Annotated in this window: 12 protein-coding genes; 5 read left to right on the top strand and 7 right to left on the bottom strand. The window is 42.5% G+C overall.

Annotation, left to right across the window (positions count from 1 at the left end):
• Window positions 1-45: 45 nt before the first annotated feature.
• From I8748_RS11700 to I8748_RS11670, 7 genes are all read right to left on the bottom strand, one after another.
• Entirely contained in the window at window positions 46-1122 is a 1077-nt protein-coding gene (locus tag I8748_RS11700; protein ID WP_198124748.1) for an aliphatic sulfonate ABC transporter substrate-binding protein, read from the bottom strand.
• Window positions 1123-1787: 665 nt separating this feature from the next.
• Window positions 1788-2609 (bottom strand): class I SAM-dependent methyltransferase, encoded by an 822-nt coding sequence (locus I8748_RS11695; RefSeq protein WP_198124747.1) that lies wholly within the window; start codon window positions 2607-2609, stop codon window positions 1788-1790.
• Window positions 2610-2867: 258 nt separating this feature from the next.
• Complete coding sequence (locus I8748_RS11690) at window positions 2868-4352, bottom strand: amidohydrolase family protein (protein WP_198124746.1); 1485 nt, start codon at window positions 4350-4352, stop codon at window positions 2868-2870.
• Between the two features lie 87 nt (window positions 4353-4439).
• Window positions 4440-5927: an amidohydrolase family protein gene (locus I8748_RS11685; protein WP_198124745.1), complete on the bottom strand. Its 1488-nt coding sequence runs from the start codon at window positions 5925-5927 to the stop codon at window positions 4440-4442.
• 257 nt (window positions 5928-6184) lie between these two features.
• On the bottom strand, window positions 6185-7279 hold the full coding sequence (locus I8748_RS11680; protein ID WP_225896384.1) for an ABC transporter substrate-binding protein: 1095 nt from the start codon (window positions 7277-7279) through the stop codon (window positions 6185-6187).
• A gap of 65 nt (window positions 7280-7344) precedes the next feature.
• On the bottom strand, window positions 7345-7674 hold the full coding sequence (locus tag I8748_RS11675) for a 4Fe-4S binding protein (protein WP_198124744.1): 330 nt from the start codon (window positions 7672-7674) through the stop codon (window positions 7345-7347).
• The gene (locus tag I8748_RS11670; RefSeq protein WP_198124743.1) at window positions 7671-9299 is read right to left on the bottom strand and encodes an FAD-dependent oxidoreductase; all 1629 of its coding nucleotides are present in this window, start codon (window positions 9297-9299) and stop codon (window positions 7671-7673) included. Before I8748_RS11670 ends, I8748_RS11675 begins: the two co-directional genes overlap by 4 nt.
• Before the next feature lie 864 nt (window positions 9300-10163).
• Here I8748_RS11670 and I8748_RS11665 point away from each other — a divergent pair.
• The 5 genes from I8748_RS11665 to I8748_RS11645 all read left to right on the top strand — a co-directional run bounded on the left by I8748_RS11665 (window position 10164) and on the right by I8748_RS11645 (window position 16967).
• Complete coding sequence (locus I8748_RS11665; protein WP_198124742.1) at window positions 10164-11990, top strand: iron uptake porin; 1827 nt, start codon at window positions 10164-10166, stop codon at window positions 11988-11990.
• 531 nt (window positions 11991-12521) lie between these two features.
• Window positions 12522-13664, top strand: a complete 1143-nt coding sequence (gene ssuD / locus I8748_RS11660; protein ID WP_198124741.1) for an FMNH2-dependent alkanesulfonate monooxygenase — start codon at window positions 12522-12524, stop codon at window positions 13662-13664.
• Window positions 13665-13798: 134 nt separating this feature from the next.
• Window positions 13799-14632, top strand: a complete 834-nt coding sequence (gene ssuC / locus I8748_RS11655; protein ID WP_198124740.1) for an aliphatic sulfonate ABC transporter permease SsuC — start codon at window positions 13799-13801, stop codon at window positions 14630-14632.
• Window positions 14633-14741: 109 nt separating this feature from the next.
• Window positions 14742-15512: an ATP-binding cassette domain-containing protein gene (locus I8748_RS11650; protein ID WP_198124739.1), complete on the top strand. Its 771-nt coding sequence runs from the start codon at window positions 14742-14744 to the stop codon at window positions 15510-15512.
• Window positions 15513-16019: 507 nt separating this feature from the next.
• A complete protein-coding gene (locus I8748_RS11645) occupies window positions 16020-16967 on the top strand; it encodes a D-2-hydroxyacid dehydrogenase (protein WP_198124738.1) in 948 nt (315 codons plus the stop codon).
• Window positions 16968-16980 lie beyond the last annotated feature (13 nt).

The raw sequence follows: 16980 nt of genomic DNA, 5'->3' as shown, positions 1-16980 counted from the left end.
CTTTAACTATTCTGATTCCTGAATTCTGACTCCTGAATTCTGATGCTATTTTTTCGCTAAAACATCCGAAGGAGTAATCTTGGCGTACTCTTCTGGTGTTAAAAAACCGTCTCTAACATTCACCTTCTTGGGGATAAGTCCTAGACTGTACCATTTCTCTGCAACTTCTTGTTGCTTATTGATAACTTGTTCAGTAATTGGTCGCAAACCATACTCATATTTATCGTGCATGATTTCTAGCGTAGGCGGATCTAGCTGAGTTACTGGAGCAAGCATTTGTGCCATTTCAGTACGATGATCCTTAGACCAAGTTTCTGCTTTTTCGAGTTCTTCTAGAAATATTTTAATGACATCAGGGTGTGCTTGATAAAACTGGCGTGAAGTTGAGTAAAAATTGCCAGTATCTCGCAAATCACCGCCATCTATTACAACACGACCTACTTTCTTTTGTTCATTTCTAGTAACAAATGGATCCCAAATAAACCAAGCATCCACTTTACCTTGACTGAACGCTACATTTGCATCTGGTGGTGGTAAGAAAACTGACTGCACATCGCTTAATTTTAGTCCCGCTTTTTCTACGGCTTTGACTAAAAGATAATGACCTATAGATGCTTTTTGGAAAGCAACTTTTTTACCCTTTAATTCAGCAACACTTTTGATAGAAGAGTTGATAGGAACTAAAAGGGAAACTGCTTTACCATTAGGAGGTGTAGTGGCTAGGTATACAAGGGGCGTTCCTGCTGCTTGTGCAAATACAGGAGGTGATTCTGCTGTTGATGCAATGTCGAGTGAACCTGCATTTAGAGCTTCTAACTGTTGTGGCCCTGCTGCAAACTCAGACCATTCCACCTTAAAACCCAGAGGTTCCAATCTTTTTTCTAAAGAACCTTGCTTTTCTAAAACTGCTAAAGATGAAAGTTGTTTTGAGCGTACAATACGCACTACTTCCTTTTGGGCACTACTTGGTGTAGCTGCTTGTTGCTGATTATTATTTGATGGTGCATCACAACTCCACAGAGTAGTGGATAGTACTAGGCAGTAACCTATTGCAAACAACAAAGAACGACGAGTAGTTTTAGGACGTTTACAAAATTCAAATTTTGTTTTTAAACCTTGCATGGATTGTTTTGTTTCTTTTATCGAGGTGAGCGTCAAAATCTGGAGGGTTCAAAAGCTAAATGTATAATTATTCCAACTTGGAATATATAGTATTGTTTGAGATTCTACAGAAGAAATTTGTCTTCATAATTTGTTATTGAAAATATTTAATTAGTCTTATACTATCCTAAATACTATGATTTAAATAACACAGACTGCAAATTAAAAGAATTATTGCAGTCTGTGAGTATCTTCTCAACCGCAACGAGAAGATTTTTTTAAATTAAGTTTTATCATGGCAATTAATTATTGTATTGTATAGCCAATATTTTTGTATTTTCAATAATTTAAATTTTTGAATATAATACATTGACTTGATCATTAATAAGTTTTGTCATTAGACCAATAATAAAATTATTTTGGCTTTTTAGTAATGTCTCAATTTAGGAAGTAGGGTGGACATGGCCCACCCTGTAGCGACTCGAGGAACTTAAATATTAATGGTTGCCATGAAAAAATTTAGGAATTGGAGTGGGTTTATTCCCACTCCTGGGTCATGCTAGTGGGAGATTGAAATTTGTGGTCTTATTAGTAACGAACCGCAAAGGACGCAAAGAACGCTAAGAAAGAGAAAAACAAAGAAAAATTGATTTGAGTTTACCCAGCAAAATTAATGCGATAGACCACTAGCGTTTCCAAGCGACTAAGATTGAAGCTTTGAGTTCTTCTGTAAAATGTCCAGATGGTTCAACCGCTAGTAATGCTTCTTTTAAATCTGCTTCAAATGCTTTAGCATTATCACCATAAAAAATTTTCAAAGAGAAGGCTGTAGTGTATAAATAACCCAGGTAGCTATCGACTGTCCAAGATTTTTCAAATATTATTTCATAAACTTCTTGGCGAGCAAAAGCTGAATTGGCAATTACGACTTCATGGGGAGGATCGACTGGCTTACGAATACCTTGTCCTCGTTGTCCGGTGCGTCGTTCTTCACCTAACCATTTCTTTACTACTCCAACAGCAGCTTGTTTCCAAGGTAAAGAACTTACCCAAGGGTTATCACCTGTATTAAGCAGTGCTAGGCCACCATCATCGGTAAGCAATTCATAAAGGCGCTCTAGCACTACTTCGCGTTCCATCCAATGGAAGGCTCTACCAATAGTGGCTAACTTAAATTTTCCTAAACTAGAGTCGATAAACTCTGCACCTTGTTCTAACCAAATAATATTATTTGCTTCTACTGCTGCTGCTTGTCGTTTAGCTTCTTGGAGCATTTCCGGGTCAGGATCAATAGCAACAATTTCCTCAAATTGGTTTCGTAAAGGTATAGCAATTAATCCTGGGCCAGTACCTAAATCAAGGAGTCTTCCTTGACCATTGAGATTAAATATTTTGGCTAATTTAGCAAATACAGCAGATGGATATTTGGTTCTATATTGGGCGTAACCTTCAGCTGCACCTTCAAATAATGTAGGGTCGTAAGTAGGAAGTGTTTTTAGTTGGGTCATAGGATGATTGTTGACTGATGACTGATAACTGTCAGTTCAAATTAAAAAAAGAGTTATTGAGTTTTCTGTAATTTAGGTAAGTAAGGTAGACATTGAATAATACCTACCTTACGGGATAGTGAGTAGACAGCTTAAAAATTGGGGAGTAGGGAGTAGGGAGTAGGGAATTGGGAATTGGGAATTGGAAATTGAGGTGAATTTTTCTTCCTCATCCTCCTCATCCCCCTTATCTCCCTCATCTTCCCCACTCCCCACTCCCTACTCCCTACTCCCTAGATACTCATCAGCCGCTTTCTCCACAGCTGTACCTTTGAAGAAGTCACGGTTGAGGCTGGTGTATAACTCCAATGGATGAATAGATAGGAAATATTGCAGGTCTTCTTCGGTAATAATGCCGCGTTCTACCATTGAGTAGGCGTTGGCTGTAACGGCTGTGATATCAGGCACATCCCAGTGACCAGCATCAGAACCTAAGAAGGCTTTGACGCGATCGCCAAAGGGATTGGCCGCACGATTGAAGGCATGAGCTACACGGGTATCATCTGATTCTGTACCGAAGTAGAAGTGTTTCCAGAAGCGATCGCGCACGTCTTCAGGTTTCTCAATTCCTGCTAGTTCAAATTCGTCGAGTTGACCAGGATCTTGGGGAGCAAAATGTTTGCTGTGGAAGCCTAAACCATCGCCGATTTGATCTACACGACCTTTTACTAGTTCACCACCATAACGGATATATAGTTCCGCTAAAGCTTCTTTATCTACAAGGGTAGGATTATTATTTGTCAACAAATGCTGTTTGTTGCGGGTTTCCCAATGCCAAATAATATCAGCATACAAACTTGCACCCCAAGCAGAACCACCTTCTAAGAAGGCAAATCTTAAGGTGGGGAAGCGACGAGTTACGCCACCAAAGAACAACGATTTACAAAATGCTTCCGCAGCAAAGGCGAAGTGATTAATGTGATTGTACTGAGCATTGGTAACTGAACGCTGAGTCGTCCAACCTTGACTAGAAGCGTGGGTGGTGGGTATAACTTTCAGTTCTACACACTTCGCCCAGAATGGATCGTAATCATATTGGCTATCTAAACCAAAGTTATCAATCCAAACTACTTCGTTAGCAACTTCTGGCCCATACTTTTCAAAAGCGGGAATGGGACGACGAACGTAACCGGGGATTTGAATTGCTTTGAGTCCCAGAACATTCACCGCATACTCCAACTCTTCAATCGCTTCTTCAGGTGTATGCATCGGAATTGCAGCGATTGGTGTTAAGCGGTCAGAATAAGGGCGGAAAATATCAGCATGGTAAGTGTTTATCGCCCGACAAACTGGACGGCGCATTTCTTCTCTGCTGATGTTCGGCGCTAGAGTTGCCAAGTTGGGATACAACACAGCAAAGTCTGTACCTGATTCTTGCAAACGCTCGTGTAGTAACTTTGGTAAGCTAATGGTAGCTAAATTCAAAGTATTTTTCGTAGGACGACCCCACCAATTAGGGCGATTGCTGCGATAAGCAAAACGTTCTTCCCAAGTTTGCTTGTACCACTTAAAGCGAGAAGATCCTGGTAAATGCTGCTTGAATGTTTCTGCGATCGCAGTTCCACCAATTTGCTCTAAATAATCTAATACTGCTGGCTCAAATTCCTGGGTATGAACATCGGTATCAATGATGGGATAACCCAATTTTTCCCGAATCTGCGCCGACTTGGATCTTTGTTGTGGTCGTTCTAGTGCGATCGTCATAATAGCTTACCCCGTTTATTCAAATTTTTTCTTTGTGCCTTTGTGCCTTGGTGGTTTTTAACCACAAAGACACCAAGACACAAAGAATTAGTTTTTACGAGCTAAAAATTCATCAGCCGCTTTTTCGACAGCTGTACCTTTGAAGAAGTCACGGTTGAGGCTGGTGTACAACTCCAAAGGATGAATAGATAGGAAATATTGCAAGTCTTCTTCGGTGATGATGTTGCGTTCTACCATTGAGTAGGCGTTGGCTGCCACCGCTGTGATATCAGGCACATCCCAGTGACCGGAATCGGAACCCAAGAAGGCTTTGATGCGATCGCCATAGGGGTTGGCTTTGCGGTTAAATGCATGAGCTACACGGGTATCATCTGATTCCGTACCGAAGTAGAAGTGCTTTAAGAAGCGTTCCCTCACATCTTCTGGCCCTTTCACCCCTGCGACTTCAAATTCGTCTAAGTTGCCTGGGTTGTCTGTAGTTATTAATTCGTTGCTGCCGTGGAAACCTAAACCACTACCCAACTGTTCCACACGATTATGTACAAGTTCGCCACCATAACGAACAAAGTACTCTAGCAACTCTTCCCGATTAATATTATCAGGGTTGTTATTCTCTAGCAAATGGTCTTTATTGCGGGTGTCCCAATGCCAAATCAAATCAGCGTATAAACTAGCACCCCAAGCTGAACCACCTTCGAGGAATGCAAACTTCAATGTGGGGAAACGGTGAGTTACACCACCAAAGAATAGAGACTTACAAAGTGCTTCCCCTGCGGCGGCAAAATGACCGATGTGGTTGTATTGATAGTTAGAAATCGAACGTCGGTTGATCCATCCCATACCAGAAGAATGGGTGGTGGGTACAACTTTCAGTTCTACGCATTTTGCCCAGAATGGATCGTAATCATATTTACTATCCAAACCAAAAGTATCAATCCAGATAGCCTCGTTTGCGACTTCTTCGCCATACTTCTCAAAAGCGGGAATTGGGCGACGGATATGTCCAGGGATTTGAATTGCTTTCAATCCCAGAACTTTTACTGCATACTCCAATTCTTCAATGGCTTCTTCTGGCGTATGCATGGGAATTGTAGCAATCGGAGTTAAGCGATCGCTATAAGGACGGAAAATTTCTGCATGGTAAGTATTAGCAGCGCGACATACAGCCCGCCGCATTTCTTCATAACCGATGTGCGGCCCCATTGTTGCCAAGTTGGGATACACCACAGCAAAGTCTGTACCGGCTTCTTGCAACCGTTCGTGCAACAACTTCGGCAAGCTAATTGTAGCTAAATTTAAAACATCGCTGGTAGGACGAGTCCAAAATGGAGGGCGTGTAGTACGGTAGAGGCGGCGTTCTTCCCAAGATTGTTGGAACCATTTAGAACGAGATGAACCTGGTAAATGTTCTTGGAAACGTTCAGCAATTGCAGTACCGCCAACTTGTTCTAAATAATCCAAAAATGCTGGTTGAAATTCTTGAGTATGGACATCAGTATCAATGATGGGATAACCCAATCTTTCCCGAATTTCAGCAGACTTAGTTTTTTTCGGACGTTCTAGTGCGATCGTCATAACAATTCACCCTAATAATGCAAAAACTTCTTTTCTTAGAGGATGTTTGAAAAGTCCTCTTGTTGGTATCAAAAGTTTTAGATCCCTCTAAATCTCCCTTAAAAAGGGAGACTTTGATTCAGGTTCCCTCCTTAAAAAGGGGGGGGGTTAGGGGGGATCTAAAAGTGCCTAAAGTCACAGTGAAAGACTTTTCAAACAACCTCTTAGTGCCTTTGTGACTTTGTGGATTTTAAACAAAAAAACACAAATAATTAGAATTACTGTTGTTCTTTCACTACCCAATCTGTTAATTGAAAGTCTGATTTTGCTAAACCCTGCGATACCAGAAACTTTTTGGTTCCTTCTAAAAGTTTTAAACCTTCGGCTGGATATGGTTCTTCTGATACCTGTGTCATTGGGTATGAAGCTTTAACAATCTCGATTGGGTATTTAGTAGTCTTGGCGTGGTATTGATAATACTCTTGGGAATTAGCTTTTAAATCCTTGGCTGCTTCTGTTAGTACTGCATTTAATTTTTTGGAAAAATCAGGCTGTTTCGCTAAAAATTCTTCAGTTGCTACTACTAATGATGTGCCTGATAAACCTTGATGAGATGCGGATGAATCAATTATCGGGAACCCTTGTGATTTCAGAAAAACTCCCAACTCGCTAGAAGTTGCATAAGCCGCAACATCACCACGTTCTAAAGCAGATTTGGCTTCAGTACTCATCAAGTGGACGACTTTTACATCTTTAGCCATTTTAGTCTGATCCAATAGACCCAATAGGTATCGATGCATATAAGATCCTTTTTGGGTTGCTATTTTCTGACCTTTCAGTTCAGCCAGGGTGCGAGGGCCATTCTTTTTGGCTACTAACCAAGCAGTTGTATTATATTGAGTAATCCGAAGCAGTCGAGTATTAACACCCCTAGCTCTCAAAACTATAGCTGGTGTATCGCCCAAAAAACCGACATCTATTTGACCTGCTACCAATGACTCGTTTAAGTCTGGGCCGTTAGGAAATCGTGCAAAAGTAATATTTTTGAATCCTAATTTTTGCACTTCACTCTCTAATATACCCTTTTGTTTTGCCCAACCAAGCGGCCCTGTGGGTTCGCTAGAACCTACATAACCTACACGTAAGGTAGTAGAAGTATTGTTAGTTGCAGTCACAGGGCTAGCGCTGTTGGCATTAATAGCATTAGCAGATTTAGTTTCGCCTTGGCTACATGCTGTAGTTAGTAGCAGCAGGAAGCAAACTACTAAAGTTGATAATTTCGCACTTGATACTTTAGGAGGATGGGGAGTAGGGAGTAGGGAGTAGGGAATGGGTTTAGTTATTCTCCCCCTCATCTCCCTCATCTTCCTCATCTTCCTCATCTCCCCCGCTTCCCCTGCTTTCTTCAACAACAGCATGTCTATATTTCTCCGCTGTTCTATCTCAACTGCTTTAGAATTACGAAGGTTTGATCCTCTTTGGCTTTTGGTGTTCGTTTAGATCCCCAACCAACGTTTTCGCGGTAACTTCCTAGTAATCCTTTATTTGCCAATTCTGCCTCGTTGACTGTGGTTTGTAGGTCGCTTTCTGGCGCTACATAAAGGGCGTCAACTGGGCAATACAATTCGCACATATAACAGGTTTGACAATCACTCTGTCGTGCGATCGCTGGCGGTGCATCAACTACGCGGTCAAATACGTTGGTTGGGCAAACGTTGACGCAGATATTACACTTAATACACCGCGATTCGCTGACCAACTCTATCACACCGCTGCTCCTATTTTGGATTTGGGATTTTCTGCTGTGGAGTTTAATGGCTGCACTTTTACCCAAACTTGATCTAAACCGCCGCTAATCAGGTAGTGTTGCTGGTTAGCATCCTGTTGCGGATAGTCTTGATGTTTGTGCATCCCGCGAGTTTCTTTGCGTTCTAAGGCACTGTTGTACATCCACCGGGCTGTAGCTACCATGGCCGCAGCTTCCCTGGCCCGCACAAGCTGGTTATTTTCTACTTGACTATCACGAACTTCTTGCCAGAGGTTATCTAATCTAGTTAAAGACTCTGATAAGCCTTTATCTGTGCGGAATAAGTTGCGATCGTAAGGGAAAACTTCAGCTTGCACTGCTTGAATGACTTCATCAGTTGCCAAGGTTTGGGGATTTTCTGTTCTAGAGTTGATTACTGCCTCTCCCACACCTCGAACTCTGCGTTGAGTTGCTTTTTTCCCTAAACTTTGAGCATATGTTGCGGCAGATTTTCCTGACCAATAACCTGATGAAATTGCCCAAGCTGCATTATGACTACCACCACCAGTAAATCCGCCACAAATCAATTCGCGTGTGGCTGCATCTCCAGCCGCGTAGAGTCCTTGTACAGAGGTGGCGCAGGTTTCGTCTACAATCCTGATTCCACCTGTACCGCGCACTGTTCCCTCTAAACGCAAGGTAACGGGGAAGCGTTGAGTAAATGGATCTATGCCTGCACGGTCAAAGGGTAAAAAGAAGTTAGGCTGCGCTAAACGCATAGATGGGCGCATTTGTTCAGCCGCTTTATCTAAAATTGCGTAAACAGGCTGTTTTAGCAATGTCTGGGCAATTACTGAACGTCCTCTTTGGGAACCTGCACCAGGAATGGGTGTGCCATCTTCGTAGGTAAAGGTTGCCCAATTGTAGAATAGGGTTTTGGTGACTGAGGAAAAAGCAGGAGAGATGCCGTAAGCATTAGAGAATTCCATCCCCGACATTTCGGCACCTGCTTCTGCTGCCATTAAATAACCATCCCCTGTTAGGACGTTGCACCCTAACGCTTTGCTGAGGAATGCACAACCACCGGTGGCAATAACTGTGGCTAGCGATCGCACCGCCCACCTACCACCAGTCTGTCTGTTTACTCCTGTGGCACCTCCCACAGCATTATCACTATCAACTAATAACTCTATAGCTGGGCTGTGGTCTAAAATCTTTACTCCTATGCGTTTGATTTGCCGCCGCATCAACCGCATGTATTCCGGCCCTTGCAGCGATCGCCGATAGGGTTTGCCTTCATCGTCGGTGGGAAAGGGATAACCCCATTGTGCTAATAGGTTAATGTTGGCATAGGTTTGATCCAATACCCGATGCATCCAACTTCGGTCTGCTAAATATCCACCCAATGATTCCCGACTTGCGATCGCTGAAGATCGAGCCTCAGCATCGGGTGGTACATACCAAACACCATTACCAGATGCAGCAGCACATCCTGTTGTACCACAGTAACCTTTATCCACAAGGACAACCTTAGCACCGCCAGATGCAGCACTCCAAGCTGCCCAAGTCCCAGCTGGCCCGCCTCCAATCACAAGCACATCTGCTTCTAAGTCGAGTTCAAAATCGGTTGTCACATTCTTAGGCATTAACGCTTTCCCCCATCGATAAAGTCCTCAAGGGTCAACTTCTTACCCCGTCGGTATTTTTTGTCTTTACTAGACTTGGCAGCTTACCAGCAAATCAAAATACTGTAATCTTCATTACTAAAACTACTTTAACTTGACCAATTTACCGTAGTTTTGGTTCAAAACAAAGTTTGTCACACTTGCCAAAAAAAAGCAAGCATCTGATCATACAAGTTTACAACTAAGATGTTATAAAAAATATTTATAAAGGCACTTGTTTTTTACAGTGTTTTGTGCAAATATCCAAGGTTGTAAGCAAAGCATCTGTAAATCGATAGGTTTATAGGTGTTTATTGATAAATACTATCTATGCTTATGAAATACCACTAACCAGTGTTGAATTACGAGTGCTGAGTATTAATTGCTGAGTGCTGAGTTAGGAGTCAGTTGTTATTCTACTTGTTCTCCCCTGCTCCCCTGCTTTCTAGCAAAGAGTGCAAGTTTGAATAAGAGTTGAAGCTTTGGTTACGAAAAGAAAATTTTATCTTGCTTCGCTTACTTTGCTAATGTCAATTCTGACTAAATCAAGGTAAATCTAGCATAGATACAAAAGTTTAGATAACTGAATCCAAAAAACTCGAATTACTTGCCTAACTATAATATTTTCCCATTTGAAACCTAAGTTGACCCCTTAGGAAAATTTCGTTTCCTGCAGTTCCTGCTGGCTGCTAGCAGTTACAGCAGTTTGCAAGTAAATGAAGTACACAACGCAGAATTCATTCATCACAGGACTTACGCAGCGAGGGAGAAGTATTGTCTGAAATATTTCTGTAACTTTTTCATTTTTTTGTAACCAAGAGTATTCCTGTTTAGGGTTGAGGAGCCATGCTTAAATTTCGTTGGAATTTTCAATGGGTAGTGTTTTTTATTGCCCTGCTAAATATGGTAGTGGTTCTCGTTGTGAGTCCTACCAAAAGCTCGGCGAATACCCTTGAATCTTCTAAATCTTCTGAAACTACAGATTCATCAATTTTATCCACCATCAATGATGACAAAATTGCGCCTACTCCTGAGCAATCTCCTGAGTCTGTAGATCAAGACAACAATTTGATGGAACAGGTTACACCTGTTTCTGACATACTTTCACCAGGTACTACAGGTTCAAATACATCTGGATCTTTAGACGAAAATTCACCAATGAGCCAGGTTAGTTCTGTGTCTCAGTTAGCGGATGTAAAACCTACAGATTGGGCATTTCAAGCATTACAATCCTTAGTCGAGCGCTACGGCGTGATTGCTGGTTATGGAGATGGTACATTCAAAGGAAACCGCGCTCTAACCCGTTATGAATTTGCCGCCGGTTTAAATGCAGCCTTAGATCGCCTCAATGAACTAATTGCCAGCTCTACAGCAGAGTTAGTCAAAAAAGAAGATTTAGATACAATCAAACAGCTACAAGAACAATTTTCAGCAGAACTCGCTACAGTGCGGGGACGAGTAGATGCACTTGAAACAAAGACAGCAGCCCTGGAATCACAGCAGTTTTCCACTACAACTAAACTGACAGGTCGAGTGCAATTTGTTGTTGGCTCACTTCTAGCAGGTGATAACGTCGTCACTAAGAAAGCAGCACCCCGTGTAGTTACCTTCCAAGACTCGGTGTCTTTGCGATTAAACACCAGTTTTACTGGTAAAGATTCACTAGGCATATCCCTAGGGGGTGGAAGTATCGTATCCTTGGGACAAACAAGAGCGGGATTGTTGGGTACTTTTGATGGCAGAACCGCTGATAATGCCAATGTTACAAGACCACTCAATGATTTTTCTCTTGGTGGTCTGCGTTATCGGTTTCCACTTAGTAAAAACACCCAAGTCAATATTTATGCTCTTTCCGATGGAGCTAATGAGATAGGCTTTACTATTCCGATCAACCCATATTTTGAATCAAATTTGGCAACCGGTGCTAATGGGATTTCACGCTTTTCACGGCGAGCTTTAGTCTATAACTATGGAGATTCCGGCGGTGGAATTGCTGTACTCCACAGATTGAATCAACAGTTCCAAGTAGGGTTAGCCTATAGCGCACCCAACGCTAACAACCCCACACCTAACAATGGCTTCTTTTCAGGCCGATACTTAGCTCTCGGACAGCTACTCTACACTAGTCGTGATAAGAACTTTCGGGCGGCTTTTACTTACGTTAATACCTATAGCCCACCAAACACCAGAGGTCTAAGCGGAACAAACTTCGGCCCAGCAGCAGGAAGTAACTTGGTCAATAGCACTGTAGCCGGAGCAGGAACCGTGGCTAATCTTTATGGCATACAAGCATTCTATAGAGTTAGTCCTGGGTTTGCTATTAATGGTTGGGTAAGCTATGGCGCGCACCGCTATTTAGGTCGTGGCGATGGAGAAGCTATGGATTGGGCTGTCGGAATGGCATTCCCTGATCTTGGTAAGAAAGGCAGTCTGGGGGGATTATTTGTGGGTATGGCACCGAAACTGATTAGTCTGAGTAAGAATGTAGATTTAGGAGCAGGCTTAGGACAAGCAGACAAAGATACTTCGCTGCATATCGAGGCATTCTACCAATATAAAATCGCCGATAACATTGAGATTACACCAGGTTTTATCTGGGTGACTGCACCAGATTCAAATGCCAGCAACCCTGACAGTTTATTTGGTTGGGTTCGTACTGTATTTAGATTCTAATCTGAATAGGACTTACGCACTCGTGACGAAAAACTAAGCTTTTGCGACTACTTCGCTACCCTACCCTTCGGGAACACCTTCAGTGAACGAGAACGCAGGAGAGCAAACGCTCGCTTCGGACGTAAAATCGTAGTCCGTGCGTAAGTCCTGCTGAAAAAACTTCCGTATCAAATATATACAGTTGCCAATCGTAACGGCACAGGAGTGCTGAGTGCTGAGTGTTGAGTGCCTGAAGGTGATTATCAGTTAGTCGAACATGTGGGTTAGTGGGGCAAAAGTTGTATTTGACACTACAGCTATCCATGTGACAAATATGTAAGAATTTCGCAAAGAAGTTGATTTTAAATCACAGGCATTACAGCTATAAGTCAATCTTACCTTCTCTTTGACTTCCCCTTCCCCTTCCCCCAATCATTACTAATCGTCAAGTTGAAGTTGATTTTTACATAATTTCGAGTAAAATTTTGACTATAAACTACGGTAATTCGGTCAATTAACTGTAGTTTAACACCTTAAAACACCCAGACAACAATGCAAATTCTTTGGTTTATTCCCACTGGTGGTGACGGACGTTATTTAGGAACAGAGAATGGCAGGCGCACTGCTACTCCTGATTATTTACAGCAAATTGCCCAAGCTGTGGATAATCTGGGCTATACAGGTGCATTACTCCCCACAGGGCCTTTTTGTGAAGATGCTTGGATTACTGCTGCCTCTTTAATATCTGTCACCAAGCGGATGAAGTTTTTGGTGGCAATTCGCCCAGGAATTTCTTCGCCGGGTGTGGCTGCACGCATGGCAGCAACATTTGACCGGATGTCGAATGGCCGATTGTTGATCAATGTGGTGACAGGTGGTGATCCGATACAACTTGCTGGGGATGGCTTGCATCTTAGCCATGATGAGCGTTATGAGTTAACTGATGAATTTCTCACAGTTTGGCGAGGAATTACCAGCGGCGAAACCGTGGATTTTAAAGGACGCTACCTAGATATCAAAGGTGGCAAGCTGTTGTTCCCACCAGTACAAAAACCTTATCCACCGTTGTGGTTTGGTGGTTCATCTGCGGCTGCAAAGCTGGTTGCAGCTAAACATATTGATGCCTACCTGACTTGGGGAGAACCCCCAGAACAAGTAGCACAAAAAATTGCCGAAGTGCGTCAACTAGCAGCCGAACAAGGCAGAACAGTAAGTTTTGGTATTCGCCTGCATGTGATTGTGCGAGAAACAGAGTCGGCTGCTTGGGATGCTGCTAATGAGTTAATTGAGTATGTCGATGATGCAGCGATCGCTAAAGCAAAGCAAGCCTTAGCCAAGTCTGATTCTGAAGGACAACGGCGCATGAGTCAACTACATAATGGCTCACGAGAAGCATTAGAGATTAGCCCCAATTTATGGGCAGGAATTGGATTGGTGCGCGGTGGTGCTGGTACTGCTCTTGTTGGCGATGCTGACACAGTTGTGGCCAGAATGCTGGAGTATCGAGAACTAGGCATAGAAAGTTTTATCTTCTCTGGATATCCCCATCTAGAAGAAGCCTATCGCACTGCTGAATTATTGTTTCCACGCTTACCTTTGCAGAACGAATCAACACCTTTAACACAACAATTCAGTCCTTTTGGTGAAATTGTCAGCAAAGCTGAATTTGCTAAACAACTCACAAGCGCCTCATAAGATTTTGGATTTGAGATTTGAAATTTTTGATTTGGGATGAAGTAAAAATCTCAAATCTCAAATTCTAAATTTGATAGTCCAATATTTATATTTGGGGAAAATCTGAAAATTTGATATTTCAAATCAAAAATGCAATGGCTATTACTCTAAGAAATACTACCAGCAAAAGCTACAATGTATCCCTGAATAAGTTACTAGAACACCCACAATTTGAGAAAATAATTCCTTGGATTGTGCCAGTTTTGGTGCTGACGCTTTGGGAAATTTCTTCAAGAGCAGGTCTACTCTCAAGTAGAATTTTACCAGCACCGAGTGGTGTCATCTTCACAGCATACAAATTAGCTTCGACTGGAGAATTATTCCAACATATAGCAATTAGTGCTGGGCGTGCAATATCTGGTTTTATCGTCGGTGGCAGTATTGGCTTTAGTTTAGGATTGCTCAACGGCTTTTCTCGTTTAGCAGAAAAGTTGTTGGATAGTTCTTTACAAATGCTCCGCACCATTCCCAATTTGGCATTAATTCCGCTAGTGATTCTCTGGTTTGGGATTGGTGACCAAGCGAGACTATTTCTAGTATCTATGGGGGTTTTCTTTCCACTCTATCTCAATACATTTCATGGTATTCGTAGCGTTGATCCTGGACTGATTGAGATGGGTAAAGTCTATGGATTAAAAACACCACAACTATTGTGGCAAATCATCTTTCCAGGAGCATTATCTTCGATTTTGGTGGGAGTCCGTTTTTCCCTGGGGATTATGTGGCTAACATTGATTGTGGCAGAAACTATTGCTGCCGATTCTGGTCTTGGTTACATGGCGATGAATGCCCGTGAGTTTATGCAAACTGATGTGGTGGTTTTGAGTATTGTTATCTACGCTTTGCTGGGTAAATTAGCAGATGCGATCGCTAGAGGTTTAGAAGCCAAATTCTTGGCTTGGAATCCCAACTATCAAAAGCGTAAATAGATACTGTCTGTCATTAGTTATTAGTCCTTTGTCCTTTGTAAATATAAATAATTCATGAAGAATGACAAAGGAAAAAATTCAATTTTTCTAATAAATGGAGGTTTTCCCAGTGAGTGCAAGTATACAAGGTACACAGTTAAGTATTTTGGATTTGACAAAGACTTTTGGCAATCAAACTGTTTTAAACACCTTAAATTTAGAAGTAGCACCTGGTGAATTTGTCGCCATTGTGGGACGTAGTGGTTGTGGTAAAAGTACCTTGTTGCGTCTTGTGTCTGGATTGGATAAAGCAACTTCAGGCGGGATATTGCTAGATGGAGAACCACTGCGTAAGCTGAGCCGTTCTGTAACAGTAATGTTTCAAGACTCCCGCTTGCTGCCTTGGAAGCGAGTAATCGAAAATGTGGGGTTGGGCTTGCAGGGTAATTGGCGTGAAAGAGCGCTGTGGGCTTTGGAGAAAGTGGGACTCAAAGATAGAGCTTCTGAGTGGCCGTCTGTACTGTCTGGAGGACAGCGGCAACGGGTATCATTAGCCAGAGCATTAGTGAGTCAGCCTCGTTTGCTATTGCTAGATGAACCTTTGGGAGCATTAGATGCTCTAACTCGCCTAGAAATGCAGCATTTAATTGAAACTTTATGGCAAGAACGCAAGTTTACAGCTTTTTTAGTCACTCATGATGTAGAGGAGGCTGTGGCTTTGGCTGATAGGGTGGTACTGATTGAAAATGGACATATTGCTATGGATGTGGTTGTGAATCTGCCACGCCCAAGAGATAGAGCCAGTGAAGTATTTGTCAACATCAGAGAAACTGTTCTAGACCGAGTGATGAGTGGTGAAAAAGCTCAGGCAGCTCAACAATTAGTACACTCAGGTGTTTGAAGTTTAGGTATATAACGAACCACAGAGGAGCCAGTGCGTTGGGGAGACAGCGCGTTGGACGGGTTTCCCGGCTTGAAGCGACTGTCGTCGGCTCTGCCGACTTGAAGCAACTGGCGTCGCACAGAGAACACAGAGAAAGAGAAAAGGAGTTTCTAAAAGTTGGTATGACAGAGTATTAGGACGATTATTAAGTCCGAGGTTGAGTAATTTTGTTTCTTTAAGAGCGTACTGACTCTGGGTGCTGTCACCTAAGCAAGAGGTAGCCCTAGTAAAAATGGGCTAGACCTCTGGTATTATCGAAAAATTCGTAATTTGTAATTCGTAATTCGTAATTGGAGAGACGATTCGGCGAATTGTCTGTACTTCAGGTATAGTATGGGTTTTAAAGTTTGAATCTGTTGGCGGATTGGAAAAAATTTGTATAAATTGCACAATTAATTATTGTATTTGTAAACTGCTGATAGTGAGCAGTCAGCAGTTAGCAGTCAACATTCACCGCAATTAAAAATGAAACTCATTTTACCTATCGAAGTCGCTGCCGAAATTGAGCCTCATTTACCATCTGACACAAAAATTGTACTTGTTGACAGTGACGGCAATCTCGATAATGATGCCCATGATGCGGAAGTTTATTTAAGTTGGTTTTTTCTCAAACTTACTAGCCTGCATCAAGTGTTAGCAGCAGCGCCGACGCTTCGTTGGCATCATGCGCCGAATGCAGGGGTAAATCACTTTCTCACACCAGCTTATTTGGAACGCGACCTCATTCTGACTAATGGGGCTGGAGTACATGGAATTCCGATCGCAGAATTTGTTATTGCCTACATACTCTCCCACGCTAAACATTTGCCACAGTTGCACGCACTACAAGCTGAACGTCACTGGAAAAGGCACTTTCCCATCCAAGAATTGACGGATGCTACTTTATTAATTATTGGTGCTGGTGGTATCGGTCAAGAAATTGCCGCCCGCGCTAAAGCTTTTAATATGAGAATTTTTGGCAGTCGCTGCCATCCCCAAGAACTGCCGAATTTCGACAAAATTGTGGGTGCAGATGAATGGCGATCGCTCCTACCAGAAGTTGATTATGTAGTAATTGCTACGCCACTGACTCGTGAAACCAAAGGCTTAATTGATGAAACTGTATTGCGATCGCTGCCTCCTCATGCTTATCTAATTAATATTGCTCGTGGTGCTGTAGTCGATGAACCAGCATTGATTAAAGCCCTCACCGAAGGTTGGATTGCAGGTGCAGCATTAGATACAGTAATTGGAGAACCGCTATCATCAGATAGTCCTTTGTGGTCAGTTCCTAATCTGTTTATTACACCTCACTGTTCAGGTCATTCCCCAAGAGTGAAACAGCGTTCAATAGAATTGTTTCTCGACAATTTCCAACGTTACCAAGCTGGTCAGCCTTTACGGAATGTAGTGGACAAGCAAGCAGGGTATTGAAGGGGAGCAGGGG

Origin of the sequence: Amazonocrinis nigriterrae CENA67, assembly GCF_016056305.1 — a bacterium.
Taxonomy (GTDB): domain Bacteria; phylum Cyanobacteriota; class Cyanobacteriia; order Cyanobacteriales; family Nostocaceae; genus Amazonocrinis; species Amazonocrinis nigriterrae.
Note: the sequence above shows the minus strand (reverse complement) of the source record. Positions and strands in the feature narration are given on the sequence as shown.